Here is a 22,528-nt window from a genome sequence, read left to right as displayed (position 1 = left end):
TCTTGGCGGTCAGTGCTATCGGTCTATATGAGCGGCCAGCGCGCCGCTGCAGCTGAAACACCATCGCGATGGAACTGAACCTGCACGGCAAGGTGGTCATCGTCACGGGCGGCGGCTCGGGCATCGGCGCGGCCACCTCGCTGGCACTGGCCCGTGAAGGCGCGCTGCCGGTGATCCTGGGCCGCGATGCGCTGGCGCCGGACTTCGAGGCGCAGCTGCGGGCCTTGCAGCCGGCGGCGCGCTTCGTGCAGCTCGAGCTCACCGACGAAGCGGCCTGCCGCGCCGCGGTGGATGCCACGGTCGAGGCGCTGGGAGGCGTGCATGGCCTGGTCAACAACGCCGGCGTCAACGACAAGGTCGGACTCGAAGACGGCCGCGCGGCCTTCATCGCGTCGCTCGACCGCAACCTCACGCACTGCTACGTGATGGCCCACCTGTGCCTGCCCCACCTGCGGGACAGCCGCGGCGCCATCGTCAACGTCTCGTCCAAGACTGCCATCACCGGCCAGGGCCACACCAGCGGCTACGCGGCCGCCAAGGGTGCGCTGCTGGCGCTCACGCGCGAGTGGGCCGCCGCACTGCGGCACGACGGCATCCGCGTCAACGCCGTGGTGCCGGCCGAGGTGATGACGCCGCTGTACCAGCGCTGGATCGCCGGCTTTCCCGAGCCGCAGGCCAAGCTCGCCGAGATCACGCGCCGCATCCCGCTCGGCCAGCGCATGACCACGCCCGAGGAAATCGCCGACAGCATCGTCTTCCTGCTCTCCGAGCGGGCCGCGCACACCACCGGGCAATGGCTGTTCGTCGACGGCGGCTACACCCACCTGGACCGGGCACTTGACTGATCAGGCCTCCGGGTCGATCCAGTGGATAGGTGTGGGCTCCGCCGTGCCGCCGGGCGCCGGCGCGCCGGCGGATTCCCGCGGCTCGGCCACTACCACGCAATTCCGCCCCAGGGACTTGGCGCGGTAGAGCGCCGTGTCGGCCCGCTTGAACGCGGCGGCGAATCTCTCGCCGGGCCGCATGGCGGCCACGCCGAAGCTGGCCGTGACGGCCAGCGGCGCATCGGGCTCGAAGACCGTCGTCTCGATCAGGCGGCGCAGCCGATCGGCCAGTTCGGCCGCACTGCGCGGCGCGGTGTCGGGGCAGATCAGGATGAACTCTTCGCCGCCCCAGCGCCCGACCTTGCCGCTGGCCCGCGAATTGCCCGTCAGCACCTCGGCGGCTTTCTGCAGCACCCGGTCGCCGGCATCGTGACCCCGCTGATCGTTGACGGCCTTGAACTGATCCAGGTCGACCAGCACCAGCGAGACACGGCCGATGTGCATGTCCAGCGAATCGATGATCAGTTCGATGCCGTGGCGGTTGAAGGTGTTGGTCAAGGCATCCACGGTGGACAGCTTGCGGAAGCGATCCGTTTCGGAGCGAAGTTCGACGTTGTTGGCTGTCAGGTCGCGAATCTTCAGGCGCTGCTGGCGTGCCACACGCTGCAGGTGGACCAGGCGCGCGATGCCGTACAAGCCGCCGGCAGCCAGCCAGGCGCAGATGATGCCCAGGTACCAGCGTTCGGCGCTGACCCAGGGGCCGGCGAATTCGATCTTGTCGATCTTCAGCTCATGCCGCGACCCCGGCGCCTCCCCGAGAAGGTCGATCGAGAATGCCGTGGCATTGCTCAGGTCCGGATGGATGTACTGGCGCGGCAGGTCGTAGGCGGTGGTCCACCACTCCGGCACGACGAACTCGGACAGCGCCACCTGCAAGGGTCGCTCCAGATCGCGCGGGCTCAGATGGATGTAGTTGAACTTGGCGCTGTTGCCGTCGGCCGCCTTGGAAAACCGCGGGTCGAAATTCCGAATGGCCACCCGCAGGTAGCGGGCCGTGCCGCTGTAGTTCAGCGTGAGATGGAGTTGCTCGAAGCGCGAAAGATCGACGCCGGTGTCGCTTCCTGCCTTGGCGAGCATGTAGACGAAGTTGCAGTTGAAGCGCCGTTCTTCGGTTCCGAAGACGCATTCGAAGTGAAAGCGGTTCTTGTCGATCCAGTTGAACTTCGAGTGGCCGGGTTCGGGCGCCGAGGGCATCAGGAAGAAGTTGGCGCCCTGGGTGGGCGTCAGCGCGAGTCGTCGTTCCGGCAGGTACGGGTGGAACAGCAGCGCAGCCAGCGTCAGCGCCATCGCGATCAGCAGCGACGGGGATTGCTTCGTGGCCGGGGTCGTCTGCATGGACTGCTGTGCGCTCGGGAGGTGAATGAGTCTACCGATCGAACCGCCCGATTCAGCTCGTCCTGGGCGGGAAGGTGTCGCAGCGATGGCGCTATCGCCCCTGGCGCACGGCGCTGAGAGCAGCTTGCTGACCAGCCGCAGCGGCTGCGAGATCGTTCAGGGTTCCAGCCACTCCAGCTGCAGGTGTTCGCCAAGCTTGCCCAGCAACTCGCCCTGGTCGACCGGCTTGGCGAGAAAGTCGACCGCACCGGCGTGCAGCGAGGCCGTGCGCTCGTCGGCGCCTGCGCTGGCCGACACCGCGATGATGGGCGTGCCGGCGGTGAGGGCGGTTTGCCGCAGCTGCCGGATGGCATGCAGGCCGCTCAGGCGCGGCATCGTCAGGTCCATGAGGATCAGATCGGGCCGCAGTGTGCAGGCTTGTGCGACGGCTTCGCTGCCGTCCTTGGCGGTGGCCACGTCGAACCCGTAGATGCCGAGCGTTTCGCTCAGCACGTGGCGGTTCACCTCGATGTCGTCGGCCACCAGCACCAGGCGCCGCCTGCCGGCGTAGCCGGCCAGTTTGCGGCGTGGCGCCTGGCTGCCCAGCGGCGCCGGCGCCGGCGGCAGGCTCAAAGCGAAAGTGAACTCACTGCCCCGGCCCGGCTCGCTGCGCACCTGAATGTCGCCGCCCATTTGCTGCACCAGCTGGCGGCTCAAGGCCAGGCCAAGGCCGGTGCCGCGGCTGCGAGAGCTGGCATCGCCGACTTGCTCGAACGGCCGGAAGAGGCGCCCCAGGTCTTCGGCCGCGATGCCGATGCCGGTGTCGCGCACGGCGAAGGCCAGGTTCACCTTGCCGGCCTCGCCGTCAATGAGGGCTACTGTCAACGTGACGTGGCCGTCGGCGGTGAACTTGATCGCGTTGCCCAGCAGGTTGAGCAGCACCTGGCGCAGGCGCTGGCCGTCGACCAGCACCGGCGGCAGCGTGGCCGGACACGCCAGCCGCAAAGACAGCCCCTTGCGCTCGGCGTCGATCGCCATGGCTGCCATCAGCTCATCCAGCAGGCAGCGCGGGTCGGTGGGCTGGGGGAACAGGTCCATCCGGCCGGACTCGATCTTGGCGAGATCGAGCACGTCGGTGATCAGGCCCAGCAGGTGCTGCCCCGAGGATTCGATGGCAGACAGTCCCTTGGCGAGGCGTTCGCGGTCCGGCGGGGCCGCCTGCAGCAGCTGTGAGAACCCCAGGATGCCATTCAACGGCGTGCGCAACTCGTGGCTCATGTTGGCCAGGAACGCGCTCTTCGCGCGGCTGGCCAGCTCCGCGCGCTCTACCGCACTGGCCAGCTCGGCGGTGCGCTGGCCGACGCGCGCTTCCAGCTCTTCGCCATGGCGGCGCAGTGCCTCGGTGGAGGCTGTGAGCTGCTCGGCCATGGCGTTGAACTGGGCGCCGAGCCGACCCAGCTCGTCGCTCGACTCGACAGCGCAGCGCGCGGCGAGGTCACCCGCCGCGAACTGGCGCATCGCACCCTCCAGCCGGTCGAGTGGTCGGCGGACGATGCGGCCTACCAGCAGCGCGGTGACGGCAAACACCGCCGCCAGCACCGCAGCCACCATGCCCAGGTGCGTGGCGCGGGCCTGGGCCAGCGCCCGCCACATCGGCGCGCGGCTGAACACGATGCTGACCTCGCCGATCTGCCGCGGTGCGCCGTCGGCCACCGCATAGCGGATCGGCTCGGTGCGGGTGAAGGTATCGGCGGCCGGCGTGGTGCTGCCCCGCATCGGCACGACATGGCCGTAGCTTGCCGCGGTGACATTGATGGAGGCGATCTCGGCGTTGGAGCTGATGCTGTCCAGCAGGTGGTCGATGGCCTTGTGGTCGACGTTCCACAGCGGGTAGGCCAGTCCGCGGGCCAGCAGGTGCGTGATGCGCGTGGCGCGCGCATCGACTTCGGCCAGGCGCCTGGCGGTCTCCTGCCGGTCGAGCCACCACCAGGAGCCGCCGAGGATCAGCAGCAGCGTCGCGGTCAATGCCGTGACGAGCTTGGCCCTGACGCTCAAGCGCGCTGGCGCGATGGACCGGGCCGTGCTCGGTGCTGCCATCGTGTTCAACGCGACGGCATCAGCAGCGGCATGACTCCGAAGTCGTAGTGCTTGAGCTGCGGCTGGTGGACCTTCGAGTAGCGGCGGAAATCGATCGGCCGTTCGCGTTCGGAGAAGGCGTTCTCGTAGTCGCGCAGGTTGGCGCGCGTGACGACGTGCAGGTAGTCGAGCCGGCGCCGCACGCCACCGTCGGTGGCGAAGTCGATGCCGTTCGCATGGTCGTACAGCATCACCAGCGCCCAGGCGCCGATGAGGTGGTGGCCGGTCAAGGTGGCGGCGAGGCCGCCTTCGGCCAGGCTGCGCAAGGCCCGCGCGAAGCCGCCCATGCCGCCGATCGTCAATGCAGCACTGCGCGCCTGCGCGGCCTTCAGCGCGCCGAGCGCCATGTCGTCATTGGCGGCCCAGACGAGATTCGCCTGGGGGTAGCGCGCCAGCAGCACGTTGGTCTTGCGCTCGCCGTCGGCCTCGCTCCAGTCGCTGTAGACGAGCTGCTCCAGGCGCGCATCCGCAACGCTTCCGACATAGTCCGCCAGCCCGCGGGCGCGCTCGTTGGACACCGGCGACGAATTGGGGCCGGTGATGCCCAGCGCCCGGATCGGCCGCTGGCCGAGTTCCCGGTGCAGCGCGGCGACCAGGCGGAAGACACCGCGCGCATTGTCTGGAACGGCGCTGCCGATCCAGCGTGCGTAGCGCCCCCGCTCGTTGCCGATGGTGCTGCGCTGTTCATCGGTGACATCGCTGTGGATGACGAACACGCGGGCTGGACAGTTGTCCAGGGCGGCCAGCATGGCCGGGGCGGCCAGCTTGTCGTTCACCAGCATCACATAGTCCGGCGGCTCGGTGCGCGCGGCAACGGCTTGGGCATGCTGGATCATCAACAGGTGGTCGTGCTGCGCGTGCAGTATCTCGAATTGAATGCCGAGCTGCCTGGCGGCGAGCATCATGAAATCGTTGGCCGCACGTGCCATGGGCCCCGAAGCCGCCGCGTTGGGCGAGGCGGGATCGAGGAACACCACCTTTGGCGTGGCGGCCGCCGCGTGGGCGCGAAATCCGCAAGCGCTCGTGGCTGCGAGCAAGAAGCGTCGAGTCAACATGACATGCACCAGGCGCTGCAAGGAGAGCCGCCATTGTGCGCCTGAGGCCGCGGGCGCCCCCAGGCATCGCGAGCCTGAGCCTGAAGAACCCAGTCTTTTCGCCACGCCCTGGGTGGGAAGATGTCGCACGACCTCGTTCAGATCCCCTTGTCGTGCGGATCGGGGTGCGGGAACGGCGCCCGCCAGGCCAGCAGCACCGGCGGCACCGAGGCGATCAGCACGAAGGTGAAGAAGGTCGCGTAGTGCTGGTCGAAGGCGCCGTAGACCCAGCCGCTGACGGTGCCGGTGGCCCACTTGGTCATCGCCATCACGCCGGTGGCGAAGGCGTAGTGCGTCATCTTGAACGGGCCGGGCGCGATCTGCTGCATCATGTACAGCATGTGGCCGACCGAGCCCATGCCGAAGCCGAACTTCTCGATCGCCACCATCGCGCCGATCAGCCACACGTTGTCGGGCAGCGCCTGGCTCAGGTAGAAGTAGGTCACATGCGGCAGGTTCAGCACCAGGGCCAGCAGCAGGAACGAGCGCGGCAGCGTCAGCCGGGCCACGGCGAAGCCGCCGAGGAAGGCGCCGGCGATGAAGGCCACCGTGCCGACCGTGCCGTTGAGCAGGCCGAGTAATTCGTTGTCCAGGCCCAGCCCGCCGGCGCTGCGGGGGTCCAGCAGGAACAGCGGCCCGAACTTCTCGATGAAGCCTTCGCCGAAGCGGTAGAAGAAGATCACCGCCAGCATCATCCAGATGCGCGGCTTCTGGAAGAACGTGACCCACGAATCGCGCAGCGCCGGCAAGGCCGCCCGCAGGCCCTGGCCTTGCACGGCAGACGGCGCGCCCGGCGGCAGCGTGCGCAGGTGCCACAGGCCGAAGGCGCCCATCACCATCGCGGTGCCGAGCATGATGATCATCCAGCAATGCACCCAGGACAGGCCGACGCGGTTATGCAGCACGCCCGTCAACGAGACCAGCAGCCCCGAGGCGATGACCGCGCCCATGTTCCAGCACATGCCCTGCAGCCCGGCATAGCGCGCCTGGTCGACCAGCGGCATGGTGGTCATGAACACGCCGTCGGCCACGATGTCCTGCGTGGCGGACGCGAAGCCGGTGATCCAGAAGAAGGCCAGCGAAGCGCGGAAAAAATCGTCCAGCGGCAGGCAGAAGGCGACGAGGCCCAGCGAGGCCATCATCGTGAACTGCATGCTGATGACCCACCAGCGCTTGGTCCTGAAAGGCTCGAGCAAGGGCGACCACAGCGGCTTGAGCACCCAGGGCAGGTACATCTGCGAGGTGTACAGCGCGATGTCTTCGTTGGAGACGCCGAGGTTCTTGAAGATGATCGCGGCCACCACGCCGACGGTGACGTTGGGCAGCCCCATCGCCAGGTACAGCGACGGCACCCAGGTCAGCGGGTGGCGGGCGGGCGAGGCAGCTAACGGGTTGGGCAAGGACACGGACGAGGCTTTCTGGCGTTATCGACGATCACCGGTCAGCACCTGCAGCGCCGCCGACACATAGACCAGCGGCGCATTCCAGTTGATCGTGACCTCGTTGCTGGCGTAGCTGCAGTCGTGGTCCAGGTAGGACCTGGCCGCGATGGTGGACGGGTAGGGCACGGGGCAATGCGTGTGGTCCTGCTGCCCGGCGTTGGGGCCGCCCACCAGGAAGCCGGGCACTGGCGCCGCGATGCCGTCGGCCATCGACGGGCGGTGGTGCGGGTGCAGCGGGGCGCTGTGGCCGAAGCCGGTGACCTGGGCCATGTCGGTCGGATTGCGCCCCATCACGTAGTCCAGCAGCGCCTGGGCTGCATCCAGCTGCTGGCGCGTGCCCGTCAGCCGATAGCCCTGGATCAGCATCAGGGCCTGGTTCAAGGCCCCCGAATTGCTGCCCCAGTTGAAGTCACTGCCTTGCAGGCTCACCCGCCAGGCGGATGACTGCCAGGTGGCGGCCAGGCTGGTGGCCAGCGTGCCGATGCGGCTGGCGATCAGGCGTTGGTCCGCCACGGGCGTGAGCCGGTGGCGGTGCTGAGCCAGCGAGACCCAGGCCAGCCCGTTGACGCTGCCCCACGAAGGCACTTCGTTGGGCACCCCGGCCGGGTTCATCGCCGCGTAGTAGGCGTCGTTGCGGCTGCTGATGTACAGCTCCGCCGCGGCCCAGGCGAATTCGTCGGCCAGCTGGCTGTCGCCATACTCGCCGGTCTTGATGTCCGCCGGCTGCAAATACACCACCGTTGGGTGGGACCGCGCCCACTGCCACGCCGATTCGCCCGCGGCCAGCATGCGGGCCGACAAGCCGGGTCGCTCTGCCTCGAAGGCCCGGAAGACGCGGCTCGCGCTGGCCATCACCGCGGCGAAGTTCAGCGCCGCCGCCGTCGTCTTCTGCACCACGTAGCGCGGCCCCGTGGCCTGGTGCGGCATCACCACGCCGTCGAAGCCCTTGTTGGTGAGCTTGTGGTAGACGCCGCCATCGTGGGGGTCCTGCATCGTGAGCATCCACTCCAGATTCCACAGCGCTTCGTCCAGCAGGTCGGGGAGGGGGGTGCCGCTCTCGGGGATGTTCAGCATCTGCTGGCGAAAATAGTCCGGAAAGTGCTCGTAGGCGGCCAGCAGGGTGTAGGTCGAGATGCCCGAGTTGACGATGTACTTGTTGTAGTCGCCCGCGTCGTACCAGCCTTTGGGGCTGGAGATGACGGTGCCCTCGGGGCGCGCCGGGCTGGCGGCGGAGGCGTGGACCAGAACGTGCGTGTCCGGATGGCCAGCCGGGCGGGCATACACCCCCGCGTGTTCGGGCCGCAGCGCCGTGCTGGCGCGGTTGAAGTAGAGGGCCTTGAGGCTGGCGGCACTGAGCGCGGCATAGGCGTCCGGCGCGATCGTGAACCGGGGCGACGCTGCCAGGCCGTCGACGCGGACTTCGTAGGTGCCCGGCGTGGACAGCGCCGAGAAGTCGGCCAACCTGACTTGCGCCTGGGCCGGTGCCCAGAGAGCCGCGGCGCTGAGCGGGCCTGCGAACACTTCGGTCTCCGTGCCCGCGTGCACGACGCTGAAACGGCTGGCGCTGCCGTTCGGGATCACCGCCCACTTGGCGGCGCCCGGCAGGAAGCCGACCTGGTTGAGCTTGATCAGGCCTGCGGCCGCGTCGGATGGCGGGGAGGGACCGTCTGCGTGAGTGGCACAGGCCATCAAGGCCCCGGCCAGCAGTAGCACCAGGCCGGCCCGGGTTGACAGGAAGAAACGGATGCGATCAACAGACATGGTCTTGTTTTCCTGCCGAGCCGACAGGAGGGTGTGGGGGTCATGCGGACCGCTGGCCGAGGCCGCGATAGACGAAGTCGCGCACCCTGACATTCCCGGCACCCGCGCAATAAATGCCGATCTTCAGGCTCAGGAAGCCACCGAACACGTTGTGGTGGAAGCCCGAAACCTCCATCTGCCACGGGTGCTTGATCCAGGGGCCTTGACCCTGCGCGTAGTGGAAGGTCACCACATGCTGGTCGTTGCGCACCTTCAGGCGTACCGAGCGGCTCGGCACGTCCTGGCGCATCCAGTGCTGCTCCTGCCCGTAGTTGAAAGTGAGCATCTGCCGGGTGTCGAAGCCGATGCCGCAGAACATGCGCTCGCTGTAGAACAGCGTCAGGCCGGCCTGCGCGCCATCGTCGATGTCCAGCGTCACTTCCGCTTCGTAGCTGCGGTCGCCGACCAGCAGGGTCAGCGGCGAGCTGTCCGCCGGGTTCGTGCCCTTGGCGCTGATCACCAAGGCCCGGTTGTCGTAGCGAGCCCGGCCCCGCTCGTTCTCGCCGGGATTGAAGAAGCTCCACTGCGTGCCGAAGCGGTCGGTGGAAAAGTCGTCCGACAGCGCGAAGCCGGACGGCCCCGACGAGCGCTTGACGGGCTTGGGCAGCGGCGAGGACAAACTGCCGCCGGTGGCGCGCGGCCAGCCATCGCGCGTCCAGACCATGGGCTCCAGCAGCGTCTGGCGGCCCAGCGTGCGAAAGCCGTTTTCATAGCCGTGGTAGATCAGCCACCAGTCTCCCGCAGGCCCTTCGATGGCCGTGGCATGGCCGCGCGACCACCAGGGCTCATCGGCATGCTGGGTGCGCAGGATCGGGTTGTGCGGGCAGTCCAGCCACGGGCCGTGGATCGAGCGCGAACGCGCGACGATGACCATGTGGCTGGTCGGTGGCCCCGAGGTGCCGCCCACCGCCGTCATCAGGTAGAACCACTCGCCGCGGCGGAAGAGCTTCGGCCCTTCCGGCGCGAACATCTCGACCACCCAGTTGTCGGGATAGCGCCAGGGATCGTAGACCTGCGCCAGCGCACCGACGGTGGCCAGGCCATCGTCGGTCAAGCCGATGCGGCGCACGCCGTTGACGAAGAGATAGCGCTTGCCGTCTTCGCCGACGGCATGGCCGGGGTCGATGGCATCGATCTTCAGGTCGATCGGCTCGCTCCAGGGCCCGCGGATGTTGTCCGCATGGATCACGAAGATCGACTGCCGGTCGTTCGGATTGGCCGGGATGTAGATGTAATAGCGGCCTTTGTGCTTGACCAGGTCCATGGCCCAGACGGTGCCCAGCGGCTGCGTCAGCGCCGGGCCGATGGGCGCCCAGTTCACCAGGTCCTTCGAATGCCAGATGACGACGCCGGGGTACGAGAAGAACGACGAGAACGTCATGTAGTAGTCGTCGCCGTCCTTCAGCACGGTCGGGTCGGGATGGTCGCCCGCCACGATCGGGTTGAGGTAGCTGCCGTCGCCCCGATCGGCCTTGCGCTGGCCTTCCACGCCGGTTGCGACGCTGCGTGCGGGCCTCGTGAGTGGCTTGGCCATGGCGGCGCTGGTTCCAGTGAGCATCGGTGCCGAGGCTGTGCCGACCAACAGCGCCTTGACCGCATCGCGGCGAGTGTTTCCTGTCATGGTGCCTCCCACGCCAGATGCACGATCCGATAGCCGCGATGCTTCAGGGTCTTCAGCAGCAGCGGCAGGGCAGCCGCCGTCTGGTCCTGCGCATCGTGCAGCAGCAGGATGCCGCCGCGGCTCTCCGCCAAGCGCGCCACCAGGCGATCAGCCAGCATCTGCGGCGTCTGCGCGGGCAGCCAGTCGTCGACGCCCGCGTCCACCGACAGCACGGTGATGCCTTGCGCCTTCAGCGCGGTCCGCAAGGTCGCGGTTTCTTCCAGGAACGGGAACCGGTAGGCCGCGGCAGGGACACCGAAGGCCTGCTGATGGGCCCGCTGCATGGCCTTCAGATCCGCCAGTTGCTCGGCCTCGGGCAGCGTGGCGAAGTGCGAGTGGTGGAAGCCGTGCATGCCCACCGAATGACCCTCGGCGCTCACGCGCTGGGCCAGGTCGAGGTGGCGAACGAGCGGCGCGCCGTTCATGAAGAAGGTCGCGCGAACGCACTGTGCCTTGAGCGCCTGCAGCACCTGGGGTGTGGACTCGGGCCGGGGTCCGTCGTCGAAGGTGATCACCACCTCGCCGGGTTGAAGCGGCAGGGCCTGGTGCTGTGCCGTGCCGTAGGCGGCTGCTTCACGCGGGAGCATCAAGCTGCGTGATGTGCCCAGGACCTCGGGTCCGCAATCGGCCCCCGCCGATCCCGCCGCCAGGCTGGCGCCCAGCAACAGACCGCCCAGCGCGGACCGATGCATGCGGTGACTCACCATCGATGTTCCTAGGGGTTCCAGGTCAGCGAGGCAGCGTTCGCCTGCACAGGGCTGCGCTGCCCGTCGACTTCCAGGCACCAGTCCTGCAGCGCACCTTCCGCCACAGTGGCGGTGTAGCGCTGGCCCTGGCGGCTGACCGTGCCGCGCGCCGCGATGTGGCCTTGCGGCGATGCCACCGCAAAGCTCGCCGTCGCGCCGTCCGCCAGCGCGAACACCCGCAGCGTCACGCCGCGCGCATAGTCGTAGTCCGGCCGCTCGGTTTCCGACCCCCACGGCAATACGGTGTTAGGCGCGACATACAGCGGCAGGCTGAGGAAGTCGTGGTGTTCGTGATACCAGCGGCCGCCGGCCTGGGTCTGGCCGGACAACAAGTGCGTCCAGGTGCCCTCTGGCAAATAGAAATCCACCTCGCCACTCTCGGTGAACACCGGCGCCACCAGCAGCGCATCGCCCAAGTGGTACTGCCGGTCCAGCGTGGCGCAGGCCGGGTCGTGCGGATACTCCATCACCATCGAGCGCATGACGGGCACACCGCTCTGCGTGGCCGCGATGGCCTGCGCATACAGGTAGGGCATCAGCCGGTGCTTGAGGTGGGTGAAGGCCTGCAGCACATCGCAGCTCTCTTCGTCCACCAGCCAGGGCACGCGGTAGAAGCTGCTGCCGTGCAGCCGGCTGTGCGAAGACAGCATGCCGAACTGCAGCCAGCGCTTGTACACGGCGGGCGGCGGGTTGCCTTCGAAGCCGCCGATGTCGTGGCTCCAGAATGCGAAGCCGCAGCTGGTGAGCGACAGGCCACCGCGCAGGCTTTCGGCCATCGACTCGAAGTTCGACCAGCAGTCGCCGCCCCAATGCACCGGGTAGCGCTGGCCCGAAGCGTAGGTGGAGCGTGCGAAGACCACGGCCTCATCGGGGCCGCGTACTTCAGCCAGCAGCTGGTACACCGCCTCGTTGTAGCGCAGCGCATAGAGGTTGTGCATCTCCACCGGGTCGGAGCCGTCGTGGTAGACCACGTCCTGGTCGGGGATGCGCTCGCCGAAGTCGGTCTTGAAGCAGTCCACGCCCATCGCCAGCAGCCGGCGCAGGTGGCCCTGGTACCAGGCGGTGGCGGCGGGATTGGTGAAGTCGACGATGGCCATGCCCGGCTGCCACAGGTCGGTCTGCCACACCAAGCCGTTCGGGCGCTTGAGGAAGTAGCCTTGAGCGGCACCTTCGGCGAACAGCGGCGATTTCTGCGCGATGTAGGGGTTGATCCACAAGCTGATCTTCAGGCCGCGTGCGTGCAGGCGCTGCAGCATGCCCTCGGGGTCGGGGAAGGCGCGGCGGTCCCATTCGAAGTCGCACCACTGGAATTCGCGCATCCAGAAGCAGTCGAAGTGGAACACCGCCAGCGGCAAGTTGCGCCGCTTCATCTCGTCGATGAAGTGGGTGGCGGTGGCTTCGTCGTACTGGGTGGTGAACGAGGTCGTCAGCCACAGGCCGAAGGTCCAGGCCGGCGGCAGGGCGGCGCGGCCGGTCAGCGCGGTCAGGCGCTGCACCACCTGCTTGGGTGTCGGGCCCTGGATCACCAGGTAGTCCAGGCTCTCGCCTTCGCGGCTGAATTGCACGCGCGTGGTCTTCTCCGACGCGACTTCGAAGGACACCGGGCCGGCCTCGTTGACCAGCACGCCGTAGCCGCGGCTGGTCAGGTAGAAGGGCACGCTCTTGTAGGCCTGCTCGCAGGCGGTGCCGCCGTCGCGATTGCTGTTCTCGACCACCTGGCCGTTCTTGACCCAGGGCGTGAAGCGTTCGCCCAGGCCGTAGACGTATTCGCCGACAGCGAGTGTCAGCTGATCGTGCATGAAGTTGCCCTTGCCGGGCCATTGCACGTAGCCCAGGCCGCGCCAGTCGCTGCGCGTCAGCACACGATCGCCTTCGCGGAACACCAGGCCCCAGTTGTCGCCCTTGCGCACCTCCACCGACAGGCCGCCGCTGGTGAGCGTGGCGCAGGCCTCGCCGTCTTCGATCAAGACCGGTGGCCGGCCCTCGCCGGGCATCGGCACACCCAGCCGCGGCGGCTGCGAGGCCGTGAAGTGTTCGGCCCGCACCCGTATCACGCCGGGCATCGGCGAACTCAATGTCACCGTCAGCGTGGGCCCCTGCAGCGTGTCGCCGCGGTGCTTGATGGGGCGCGTGGTGGCCAGCACCACCAGCCTGTCTTCGTGAACCTCGATGGCGTAGGCCTGCGCCGCGTAGTGCGCCGTGGCACCGGGTTGCAGCAACCATTGCCCATCTGTGAACTTCATGTCATTGACCTAACTGTTGAAACGAGCGGGCATGTGCGCCCTGAAAATGGAAAGCGGGACCACAAGGTCGGTTTCTAGCGCTGCGCGACTGCCGGCACTGGTATCGACACCACGACGATGGACTTCGCCGGCAGGTCGAAGCTGAGCTTGCCGGCAACGGCCTTCGCGACATACGGTGCCGGCACGATCGTGTCCGGGCGATCGAAGCTGTTGTGCGCATCCATCGCCGCGGCGCTCAGGATGCGGCCGGTGGCGGTGCCAGCGAGGTTGGTGACGACCCGGGCCGCACGCTCGGGATCAAGATTGACCAGCGCCAGCAGCGTGCTGCCGTCCACGCCCCGCGCGGCCGATACGTCCACTGCCGGCAGGCTCACTTCGCCCTGCCGATAGCGCGGCGCGTCGACGCTCGCCTTCAGCGGCGTCGCGCCCTGGAACGGCAGGTACAGGTCGAACAGGTGGTAGGTGGGGGTCAGCAGCATCCGGGCGCCGTCGGTCAGCACCATGGCCTGCAGCACATTGACCATCTGCGCGATATTGGCCATCTTCACCCGCTCGGTGTGCCGATGGAAGACATTGAACGTGAGCGCCGCCACCATCGCATCACGCAGCGTGTTCTGCTGAACCAGGAAGGCCGGATTGCTGCCGGGCTCGGGGTCGTGCCACATACCCCATTCGTCCACGTACAGCGCGACGCGCTTTTTCGGATCGTGCTTGTCCATGATGCGCACGGTCTTGGCGATGTGCTCTTCCATGCCGACCGTCACGTCCTGCAGCGTCTTGGCCCAGCGCTGGGCGTCGAAGCCCACTGCCTGTCCCTTGGCTTCCCAGGGACCGGGGACGGTGTAGTGATGCAGGCTGATCGCGTCCATGTCGTCCTTGGCGAGGTCCATCATCACGTCGGTGACGCGCTCGTTGCCTTCTCCGTCGCCCGAGGCGACCTTGATCACCGGCGCCCGCAGGAAGCTCGCGTACTGCCGATGCAGGTCGGCGGCGTACTCCGGGCGCATGTGGCCACCGCAGCCCCAGCTCTCGTTGCCGACGCCGAAGTACTTCACGGTCCAGGGCTTGTCGCGACCGTTGCGGCGCCGCTCGTTGGCCAAGCTCGACACACTGTCGGAAGTCATGTACTCCAGCCACTGCGCCATGGCGCGCGGCGGCATCGAGCCCATGTTGCCGGCGATGTACACCTCGGCACCGATCATCTCGGCGAAGTCCATGAACTCGTGCGTGCCGACGCGGTTGTCGTCCGGCACGTTGCCCCAGACCTTGTTGAGCCGGACCGGGCGCTGCGCTCGGGGGCCGATGCCGTCGCGCCAGTCGTAGTCGTCGGCGAAGCAGCCGCCGGGCCAGCGCACGACCGGCACCTTGATCTTGCGCAGCGCCGCGATCACGTCGTTGCGAAAGCCGCGCGTGTTCGGAATCTTCGAATCCGTGCCGACCCACAGGCCGCCATAAACACCCGTGCCCAGGTGCTCGACGAACTGGCCGTAGACAGCCGGCTCAATGCGCGGGCCGGCCGCTTCGAGGGTCAGCGTCAGCCTGGCTTCGGCCCGTTCGGCAGCGGGTGCGGCGAAGGCCATCATCGCCGTGCCGAGCAGCACGGCGGCCGCGGCAGAAAGGGAGCGCAGTGTCACGGTCGGATCGCCCGCTCGACCGTGACCAGCACCACGTCGTTGCTGCGCATCGGCAGGTTCACGGACAGCAAGCCACTGGGCCCCACCCGAACCCTGCGATCGATTTCCGCCTTGTCGGTAGTGAGGGCATGAAGCCGGCGCTGCTGCGCGGCATCCAGCGACGCGGGCGAACCCATCTTCAGGTAAGCGGTGTGGGCATCATTGGCCTGGTAGCCGGTGCGGTAGGCCTTCAGGCGGTAAGTGCCTGGCGCCAGGTGCGCCAGGCTCAAGCGCACCGGCGGCGCGGCCGTGGCCGGCAGCGGCCGCGTGTAGAACGGCCGGTTGCTGAGCTGCTGCACCGGTTGCTGCCAGTCCCAGACGAGCACGGCCGTCGTCGTGCCGTCGGTTGCGGCCCAGGTCGCGGCGTCGTCGCTCGGCAGCGCGCGGCCACGCAAGGCGTTCAGGTACTTGTACGCAAAGTACACGGGCTTGCGAATGCCTTCTCGCGTGAGCAGACCGAAGCCGCCATGAAAGGGCGTGGGGGGCGGACCGGGCTCTTCGAACAGGTCGCTGTAGACCCAGTAGCTCATGCTCTGCACCAGGCCCTGGCTCTGCTTGAGCTTGCTCAGCACATAGGGCGCGCTGATGTAGGAATCGTGCACGGCGTCGCGCGGCGTGTAGCTGGTGCTCCATTCGGTGAAGTGCAGCGGCAGGGTCGGATACGGTGAGGCCGCAATCTGTTGCCGCACCCGGCGCACGTCGCCGACGATCGCATCGGGCGAGGCCGACAACTTCGTGTCTTCCTTGCCGTGTTCATCGAGGAAGCCACCGTCGACGCCGTAGGTGTGCGTGGTGACGAAATCGACCGGCGCGTCGTTCGCTTTTACGTGGGCCAGGAAGTCCACCACCCAGTCGGCGCCTGCCGTGGCCGGCCCGCCCACCTGCAGTTGCGGGTCGATGGCTTTGATCGCCCGGGCGGTCTGCACGTACAGGTCGAAGTAAGCCTTCTTGTCGGCACGCTCCCAGAAGCCGTCGAGGTTGGGCTCATTCCAGACTTCGAAAGGCCAGCGACGCACTTCGTCCGCGCCGTAGCGGCTGATCAGGTGGCGGACAAAAGCATCCACCAGGTTGCGCCACGCGACAGGATCGGGATGCGAGGTGTTGCCCTTCCAGTAGAAGATGGACTGCTGCGACGTTGCCATGGCCAGCGGCGTGAAGCCCAGCTCGACGAAAGGCCGGATGCCCTTGGCCAGCAGTTGGTCGTAGAGCCGGTCGATGCCGCTGAAGTCGTGGACGATGCGTCCGTCGACCTTGCGCACCGTGCCCAGCACGTCATGAAAGATCGCGTGAAAGCGCACGTAGCGGAAACCCAGTTCGTCGACCACGGTCTTCAGCTGGGCCTGGCTGTCGTCGCGGATCAGCGTGCCCGGAAAGTCGGCGCCGACCGAGAGATCGAAGAAGCGGTCGACCGGACTCCTGGCGAGCGCGATGTCCAGCCGGATGTCCCGGGGCGCCGGGCCACTTGCACCGCCCGCGCCTCCCGCCATCACCACCGGCGCGCAGGCCAGGGCCGCCGCCAGCGCCAGCCATCGCATGGGCGGCGTCACGGCAGACTCCGGGCGAGCTCGGCCGCCGGCGCAACCATGGCGACAGGCGCTGCCACGGGATCGGCCTTGACATGCCGGTTGATGTAGTCCGCCTGGTCCGGCATGCCGGCCACGGTGTTGGCGATGGCCGTGCGCACGCGCGCGAAGTGCGTGCGCAGGGCAGACTCGTCGATCTGGTCGACGAAGGGGTCGTAGCTGCGCGGCATCACGCCCAGGCCGAGCAGCATCGACTGCCACGACGGCTCGGCGAAACCATTGGGGTCGAGGATCGCCACGCGGCCGGATGAGCGGAACAGCTCGATCTGGTGCTGCAGCGTGTCGGGGATCGGCATTGCCGCGCAGTAGCGCCAGAACTCGGAGTCGGTGCGCTGCGTGAGCTTGTAGTGCATCACGATGAAGTCGCGGATCGATTCGTACTGGAACAGCATCTGGCGGTTGAACTCGGCCGCCAGGCCGGGGTGGAAATCGCGGTCGGGAAATTGCTCGATCAGCCGCCCGACGCCGTCCATGATGAACTGGATGCTGGTGGATTCCAGCGGCTCGATGAAGCCCGCCGCCAGGCCGAGTGCGACCACGTTCTTCGACCACTGCTTGCGCCGCCGGCCGGTGGTGAAGCGCAGCTGGCGCGGTGTGTCCAAGGCCTCACTGTCCAGGCCTTCCAGCAGCACGCGCGCGGCTTCATCATCGGTGGTGAACTGGCTGCAGTAGACATGGCCGTTGCCGGTGCGGTGCTGCAAGGGGATGCGCCACTGCCAGCCGGCCGTGCGCGCGGTGGAGGTGGTATAGGGCGTCAACTTCGGCACGCGTTCCGAGGGCACCGCCAGCGCACTGTTGCACGGCAGCACGGCGCTCCAGTCGTCGTAGCCGGCCTTCATCGCGCCTTCGATCAGCAGGCCGCGAAAGCCCGAGCAGTCGATGAACAGGTCGCCGTCGACGCGCCGGCCATCGCGCAGCTTCACCGCGGCAACAAAGCCGTCTTCGGGCCGCAGTTCGACATCGACGATGGTGCCTTCGATGCGCGTGGCGCCGCGCTGCATCGCGTAGTCGCGCAGGTAGGCCGCGTACAGGCCGGCGTCGAAGTGGAAGGCGAAGGAATAGGCGTTGGCGGCCGACGGTGTGTCGCCCTGCGGCGGCGTGAAGCGATTCTGGCGCGCCATCACCGAAGAGGTGGACCAGTCTTCATAGGACGCCATGCCGCCGGCGCGCTGCAGCCGCAGCCAGTGCATCACCGGCGACCGGTTCTCGATGCGCGCGCCGAAGTCGCCGAAGCCGTGGAAGAAGCGGTGACCGACCCGGCCCCAGTCCTTGAACTCGATGCCGAGCTTGAAGGTGGCCTGCGTCTTCTTGACGAAGTCCGCGCCATCGAGGTTCAGCGCGTGGTTGTAGTAGCGGATCGTCGGCAAGGTGGCCTCGCCGACGCCGATGGTGCCGATCTCCGGCGACTCGATGAGCACGATTTCACACGGACGCGCGCTCGCCCGCCCGAGCTTCTGCGCCAGCGGCGCCGCGGCCATCCAGCCGGCGGTGCCGCCGCCGACGATGACGATCTTGCGAATGGATTTGTCGTTCATGGCTTGCCTCGCTAGTGGCTGTCTGGGCGGTATCGGCGCTGAAGCCGGCTCACCACGCTCGAAGCTGACATGGCGGCGGCGCACAAGGCTGCGCGGCCGTGAGTCTCGGCCCGCTTCGCCATGCCGGGGCTAGGTGTTTCCACCGCTTTAGTTCGTTCGTCGATCGAATTAATATCCGGCGCCAGACAGTGCACAAACTGGATCAGGAGACAGCATTTGTTAGCCGAGGCCGCGGGAAACCAGCAGTTGCTCAAGGGAGCCAACCGGATGGTTCTGGTGCGGCACCTGTGCGCCAACCCGGGCCTGTCGCGCGCCGACCTGGCTGAAGCGGTGGGGCTGACGAAATCGACCGTGAGCCTGCTGGTGCGCGAGCTGCTGGACGAAGGCTGGCTGCTGGAGCGCGAGATCGTCGCCACTGGCGACCTGGGCCGGCGGCCCACGCCGCTGTTCATCGACCCGTCGCGCCTGGTGCTGCTGGGCGCCGAGGTGGACATCGATTCGGTGCGCGTCGTCACCGTCTCGCTGACCGGCGAGGTGCTGTCGCGCGCGTCGGCGAACCACGGCTCGACCAAGAGCGTCAAGAGCTGCGTCGCCGCGCTGACCGCCGCGATGTCCAAGCTGTGCAAACAACTCGACCCGGCCCGGCAGCGCATCATCGGCATCGGCGTCGGACTGCCCGGGGGCGTGGACGAGGCCAATGGCATCCTGCGCTTTGCGCCGAACCTCGCCTGGCGCGACGTGCCCTTCGGTGACTTGCTGCGCGAGAAGATCGCCGGCACCGCGCTGGCCGGCACGCCTCTGTTCCTGCAGAACGAAGCCGACGTGGCGGCCCTGGGCGAACTGGAGTTCAGCGCGCCGCAGGCCTCGGATCCTTTGCTCTACGTCAGCCTGAACCAGGGCGTGGGTGCCGGCGTCATCGTCGGCGGCCGCCTGCTGACCGGCAGCCGCGGCTTCGCCGGCGAAGTCGGCCACATCGTGCTGCAGCTCAACGGGCCGGCATGTTCCTGCGGCCGGCGTGGGTGTGCCGAAGCGCTGATCGGGCCACGGGCCATGCTGCAGCGCAGCGACGAGCAGGACCCTGCGCTGTCGCCGCTGGCGGTGGTGCGTGAGCGGCTGGCCGCAGGCGACGCGCCGACGCTGAAGGCCATCAACAAGGCCGGCAGCTACCTGGGCATGCTGCTGCAGAACCTGGCCGCCGCCTACGACCCGGCCCGCATCGTGCTGGGCGGCGCGGTCGTCGAACTTGGCGACGCCTTCCTCAAGCCGGCGCTGAAGACGCTGAACGACTACGCGGCGGCCGCCAACCTGGAGCCCCCTTTGGTGCAGACCTCGCGCTTCGGCGCGGATGCGGTGGCCGTCGGTGCGGCCGCGCTGGTGCGGCACCGCCTAACCCGCAATGTGCTCGTGCCGGTGCCTGAAGGCCAAGCTGCCGCGCGATCCACCCGAGACGCGGGGATCGCATGATGTTCCTCGGCATCGACCTGGGCACCTCGGAAGTCAAGCTGCTGCTGCTGGACGCCGCGGGGCATGTCGTCGGCCAGGCCGGCGCGCCGCTGACGGTGTCCCGCCCGCAGGCCCTGTGGGCCGAGCAGGCGCCTGAAGACTGGTGGCGCGCGACGGAGAGCGCTGTGGCGCAGCTGCGCCGGACGCATGGACAGGCCTTTGCGCGGGTGCGCGCCATCGGCCTGTCCGGACAGATGCACGGTGCCGTGCTGCTGGATGCGCAGGACCGCGTGCTGCGCCCGGCCATCCTGTGGAACGACGGCCGCAGCCATGCCGAGTGCGCGGAGCTCACAGCGCGCGCGCCCCGCCTGCATGCCGTGGCCGGCAACCTGGCCATGCCCGGCTTCACCGCGCCGAAGCTGCTGTGGGTGCAAAAGCATGAACCCCAGGTCTTTGCCCAAGTGAGCTGCGTGCTGCTGCCCAAGGACTGGCTGCGGCTGCAGCTCAGCGGCGAGAAGCTCAGCGATCCGTCCGATGCCGCCGGCACGCTGTGGCTGGACGTCGCCGCACGCGACTGGTCGGACGAACTGCTGGCCGCCTGCGACCTGAACCGGGCGCAGATGCCGCGGCTGGTCGAAAGCAACCAGCCCTCCGCCATGCTGCGGCCGGAGATCGCCCAGGCCTGGGGCCTGGGTCCGCAGGTGGTGATCGCCGGCGGCGCCGGCGACAACGCCGCCAGCGCCATCGGCATCGGCGCGGTCGAGCCCGGTGACGGTTTCATCTCGCTCGGCACCTCGGGCGTGCTTTTCGTCGTCAACGATCGCTTCCGGCCCAACCCGGCGTCGGCCGTGCACGCCTTCTGCCATGCGCTGCCCGGGCGCTGGCACCAGATGAGCGTGATGCTCTCGGCCGCCAGCTGCCTGAAATGGTTCGTGCAGCTCAGCGGCGCAGCGGACGAAGCCTTCCTGCTGGATGAAATCGAGCTTTTGCCCGCAGCGGCGCTGCACGACGCGCCGCTGTTCCTGCCCTACCTGGCCGGCGAACGCACACCTCACAACGACCCGTTTGCGCAGGGCCTGTTGCACGGCCTGAACCACGGCAGCACGCGCGCCCACTGCGGCTATGCGGTGCTGGAAGGCGTGGCCTTCGGCCTGGCCGACGGGCTGGCCGCGCTGCAGGCGGCGGGCACCGAAGTCGAGCGCCTGTCGCTGGTGGGCGGTGGCGCCCGCAGCCGCTACTGGGCACAACTGATCGCCGATATCCTAGGCGTCGATATCCTCGTGCACAGCGGCGGCGAAGCCGGTGGTGCACTCGGCGCCGCACGCCTGGGCTGGCTGGCCGCCGGCGGCAGCGAGGCCGAGGTCTGCCGCAAACCCGAGGTCGCCGCCTGCCTGCGGCCCGACGCCACGCGCCACGCGCAGCTGCAGCAACGGCTGCAGCGCTTCCGCACCCTTTACCAAAGTCTCAAGGCCTTGCCGCCAGCGGCCAGCGCCACCTGAACAAAAACCCGCATCCCGTTTGAAGTCACCCATGATGAAAAGCTACTTCCACGACATCGCACCGATCCACTACCGAGGCCCCGGCAGCGACGACCCGCTGGCCTTCCGCCACTACGACAAGAACAAGATCGTGCTCGGCAAGCGCATGGAAGATCAGCTGCGCTTTGCCGTGTGCTACTGGCACAGCTTCTGCTGGAACGGCTTCGACCCCTTCGGCACCGCCACCTTCGAGCGGCCCTGGTTCGAGGGCGGCTCGCCGATGGAACTGGCCCAGCAGAAGGCCGAAGCGGCTTTCGAGTTCTTCGCCAAGCTGGGCGCGCCGTACTACACCTTCCACGACCGCGACGTTGCGCCCGAAGGCGCCACGCCGCGCGAAAGCCACGACAACCTGCTGCGCATGGTCGACGTGCTGGGTGAACACCAGCAGCGCACCGGCATGAAGCTGCTGTGGGGCACGGCGAACCTGTTCAGCCACCGCCGCTTCATGTCCGGCGCGGCCAGCAACCCCGACCCCGCGATCTTCGCGATGGCGGCGCTGCAGGTGCGCGACGCGATGGATGCGACCAAAACGCTGAACGGCGAGAACTACGTGCTGTGGGGCGGCCGCGAAGGCTACGAGACACTGCTGAACACGCGCGTCGGCCAGGAGTTCGACCAGCTCGGCCGCTTCCTGAACATGGTGGTCGAGTACAAGCACAAGATCGGCTTGAAGGGCGCGATCCTGATCGAGCCCAAGCCGCGCGAACCGGCCAAGCACCAGTACGACTTCGACACCGCCAGCGTCTACGGCTTCCTGGTGCGCTACGGCCTGGAGAAAGAGGTCAAGCTCAACCTCGAGGCCAACCACGCCACGCTGTCCGGCCACAGTTTCGAGCATGAGATCGCCACTGCCGGCGCGCTGGGCATCCTGGGCAGCGTCGACATGAACCGCGGTGATCCGCAGCTGGGCTGGGACACCGACCAGTTCCCCAACAACGTGCCCGAAACGGCGCTGGCGCTCTACCACATCCAGCGCGCCGGTGGACTGGGCAGCGGCGGCCTGAACTTCGACGCCAAGGTGCGGCGCCAGTCGATCGACCCGCAGGACCTGTTCCACGGCCATGTCGGCGCGATGGATGTCTGCGCCCAGGCGCTGTTGATCGCGGAAAAGATGATCGTCGGTGGCCAGCTCGAGGCCGCCGTGGCCGCTCGCTATGCGGGTTGGGAAAGCCCCGACGCGCAGGACATCCTGGCCGGCCGCGTGCCGCTGGACCGGCTGGCCGACCAGGTGCTGGCAAGCAACACCGATCCCTTGCCGGTCTCCGGCCGCCAGGAGTTCCTCGAGAACCTCGTCAATCGCTTTTGCGGCAGTTGACGCGCCGGCGTCAGGCCTCTCTCCCCGACGGGATGCGTCCCGAACCACCCTTGAGAAGGATAAAAGACATGAGACAACTTCGAAGGACAGCACTGTCCATCGCTGCAGCCCAGGTGGCCTTG

15 protein-coding genes are annotated in these 22,528 nt (G+C 68.0%); 4 read left to right on the top strand and 11 right to left on the bottom strand.

The annotated features are described in order from the left end of the window. Positions 1-68 precede the first annotated feature (68 nt). Positions 69-845, top strand: coding sequence for an SDR family oxidoreductase (locus VLK61_RS15520; RefSeq protein WP_325422517.1), 777 nt, complete (start codon positions 69-71; stop codon positions 843-845). On the opposite strand, the gene VLK61_RS15515 is transcribed toward VLK61_RS15520, so the two are convergent. The 11 genes from VLK61_RS15515 to VLK61_RS15465 all read right to left on the bottom strand — a co-directional run bounded on the left by VLK61_RS15515 (position 846) and on the right by VLK61_RS15465 (position 18,110). Continuing rightward, positions 846-2,219 (bottom strand): GGDEF domain-containing protein, encoded by a 1,374-nt coding sequence (locus VLK61_RS15515; protein WP_325422516.1) that lies wholly within the window; start codon positions 2,217-2,219, stop codon positions 846-848. Positions 2,220-2,375: 156 nt separating this feature from the next. Beyond that, a complete protein-coding gene (locus tag VLK61_RS15510; protein ID WP_325422515.1) occupies positions 2,376-4,295 on the bottom strand; it encodes an ATP-binding protein in 1,920 nt (639 codons plus the stop codon). A gap of 5 nt (positions 4,296-4,300) precedes the next feature. Further along, positions 4,301-5,263: an ABC transporter substrate-binding protein gene (locus VLK61_RS15505; protein ID WP_325422514.1), complete on the bottom strand. Its 963-nt coding sequence runs from the start codon at positions 5,261-5,263 to the stop codon at positions 4,301-4,303. A 263-nt stretch (positions 5,264-5,526) separates the two neighbouring features. Beyond that, positions 5,527-6,834 (bottom strand): MFS transporter, encoded by a 1,308-nt coding sequence (locus VLK61_RS15500; RefSeq protein WP_325422513.1) that lies wholly within the window; start codon positions 6,832-6,834, stop codon positions 5,527-5,529. Between the two features lie 18 nt (positions 6,835-6,852). Further along, on the bottom strand, positions 6,853-8,631 hold the full coding sequence (locus tag VLK61_RS15495) for a glycoside hydrolase family 9 protein (protein WP_325422512.1): 1,779 nt from the start codon (positions 8,629-8,631) through the stop codon (positions 6,853-6,855). 40 nt (positions 8,632-8,671) lie between these two features. Next, a complete protein-coding gene (locus VLK61_RS15490) occupies positions 8,672-10,291 on the bottom strand; it encodes a family 43 glycosylhydrolase (protein WP_325422511.1) in 1,620 nt (539 codons plus the stop codon). Then, positions 10,288-11,037, bottom strand: coding sequence for a polysaccharide deacetylase family protein (locus VLK61_RS15485; RefSeq protein WP_325422510.1), 750 nt, complete (start codon positions 11,035-11,037; stop codon positions 10,288-10,290). Before VLK61_RS15485 ends, VLK61_RS15490 begins: the two co-directional genes overlap by 4 nt. 8 nt (positions 11,038-11,045) lie before the next feature. Next, a complete protein-coding gene (gene yicI, locus VLK61_RS15480) occupies positions 11,046-13,319 on the bottom strand; it encodes an alpha-xylosidase (protein WP_325422509.1) in 2,274 nt (757 codons plus the stop codon). Between the two features lie 74 nt (positions 13,320-13,393). Then, entirely contained in the window at positions 13,394-14,953 is a 1,560-nt protein-coding gene (locus tag VLK61_RS15475) for an alpha-N-arabinofuranosidase (protein ID WP_325422508.1), read from the bottom strand. Further along, positions 14,950-16,539 (bottom strand): GH39 family glycosyl hydrolase, encoded by a 1,590-nt coding sequence (locus VLK61_RS15470; protein ID WP_325422507.1) that lies wholly within the window; start codon positions 16,537-16,539, stop codon positions 14,950-14,952. The genes VLK61_RS15475 and VLK61_RS15470 overlap by 4 nt, the downstream gene beginning before the upstream one ends. Further along, a complete protein-coding gene (locus VLK61_RS15465; RefSeq protein ID WP_325422506.1) occupies positions 16,536-18,110 on the bottom strand; it encodes a tryptophan halogenase family protein in 1,575 nt (524 codons plus the stop codon). The genes VLK61_RS15470 and VLK61_RS15465 overlap by 4 nt, the downstream gene beginning before the upstream one ends. 267 nt (positions 18,111-18,377) lie before the next feature. Between VLK61_RS15465 and VLK61_RS15460 the strand changes: the two genes are divergently transcribed. Genes VLK61_RS15460 through xylA form a run of 3 tightly spaced genes read left to right on the top strand, consistent with a single transcriptional unit; the run spans position 18,378 to position 22,406 of the window. Then, positions 18,378-19,574: an ROK family transcriptional regulator gene (locus VLK61_RS15460; protein ID WP_325422505.1), complete on the top strand. Its 1,197-nt coding sequence runs from the start codon at positions 18,378-18,380 to the stop codon at positions 19,572-19,574. Further along, a complete protein-coding gene (gene xylB, locus VLK61_RS15455; protein WP_325422504.1) occupies positions 19,574-21,052 on the top strand; it encodes a xylulokinase in 1,479 nt (492 codons plus the stop codon). Before VLK61_RS15460 ends, xylB begins: the two co-directional genes overlap by 1 nt. 34 nt (positions 21,053-21,086) lie before the next feature. Next, positions 21,087-22,406, top strand: coding sequence for a xylose isomerase (gene xylA / locus VLK61_RS15450; RefSeq protein WP_325422503.1), 1,320 nt, complete (start codon positions 21,087-21,089; stop codon positions 22,404-22,406). Positions 22,407-22,528: the final 122 nt, after the last annotated feature.

Origin of the sequence: Aquabacterium sp., assembly GCF_035476535.1 — a bacterium.
Classification (GTDB): domain Bacteria; phylum Pseudomonadota; class Gammaproteobacteria; order Burkholderiales; family Burkholderiaceae_C; genus Pseudaquabacterium.
Note: the sequence above shows the minus strand (reverse complement) of the source record. Positions and strands in the feature narration are given on the sequence as shown.

Bases quoted from the DNA above. Each gene is read 5' to 3' on its own strand.
- xylB (WP_325422504.1), top strand. From the start codon at position 19,574: ATGTTCCTCGGCATCGACCTGGGCACCTCGGAAGTCAAGCTGCTGCTG.
- yicI (WP_325422509.1), bottom strand. From the start codon at position 13,319: ATGAAGTTCACAGATGGGCAATGGTTGCTGCAACCCGGTGCCACGGCG.
- VLK61_RS15485 (WP_325422510.1), bottom strand. From the start codon at position 11,037: ATGGTGAGTCACCGCATGCATCGGTCCGCGCTGGGCGGTCTGTTGCTG.
- VLK61_RS15510 (WP_325422515.1), bottom strand. From the start codon at position 4,295: ATGGCAGCACCGAGCACGGCCCGGTCCATCGCGCCAGCGCGCTTGAGC.
- VLK61_RS15490 (WP_325422511.1), bottom strand. From the start codon at position 10,291: ATGACAGGAAACACTCGCCGCGATGCGGTCAAGGCGCTGTTGGTCGGC.
- VLK61_RS15460 (WP_325422505.1), top strand. From the start codon at position 18,378: ATGGTTCTGGTGCGGCACCTGTGCGCCAACCCGGGCCTGTCGCGCGCC.
- VLK61_RS15520 (WP_325422517.1), top strand. From the start codon at position 69: ATGGAACTGAACCTGCACGGCAAGGTGGTCATCGTCACGGGCGGCGGC.
- xylA (WP_325422503.1), top strand. From the start codon at position 21,087: ATGAAAAGCTACTTCCACGACATCGCACCGATCCACTACCGAGGCCCC.
- VLK61_RS15505 (WP_325422514.1), bottom strand. From the start codon at position 5,263: ATGGCACGTGCGGCCAACGATTTCATGATGCTCGCCGCCAGGCAGCTC.
- VLK61_RS15465 (WP_325422506.1), bottom strand. From the start codon at position 18,110: ATGAACGACAAATCCATTCGCAAGATCGTCATCGTCGGCGGCGGCACC.
- VLK61_RS15515 (WP_325422516.1), bottom strand. From the start codon at position 2,219: ATGCAGACGACCCCGGCCACGAAGCAATCCCCGTCGCTGCTGATCGCG.
- VLK61_RS15495 (WP_325422512.1), bottom strand. From the start codon at position 8,631: ATGTCTGTTGATCGCATCCGTTTCTTCCTGTCAACCCGGGCCGGCCTG.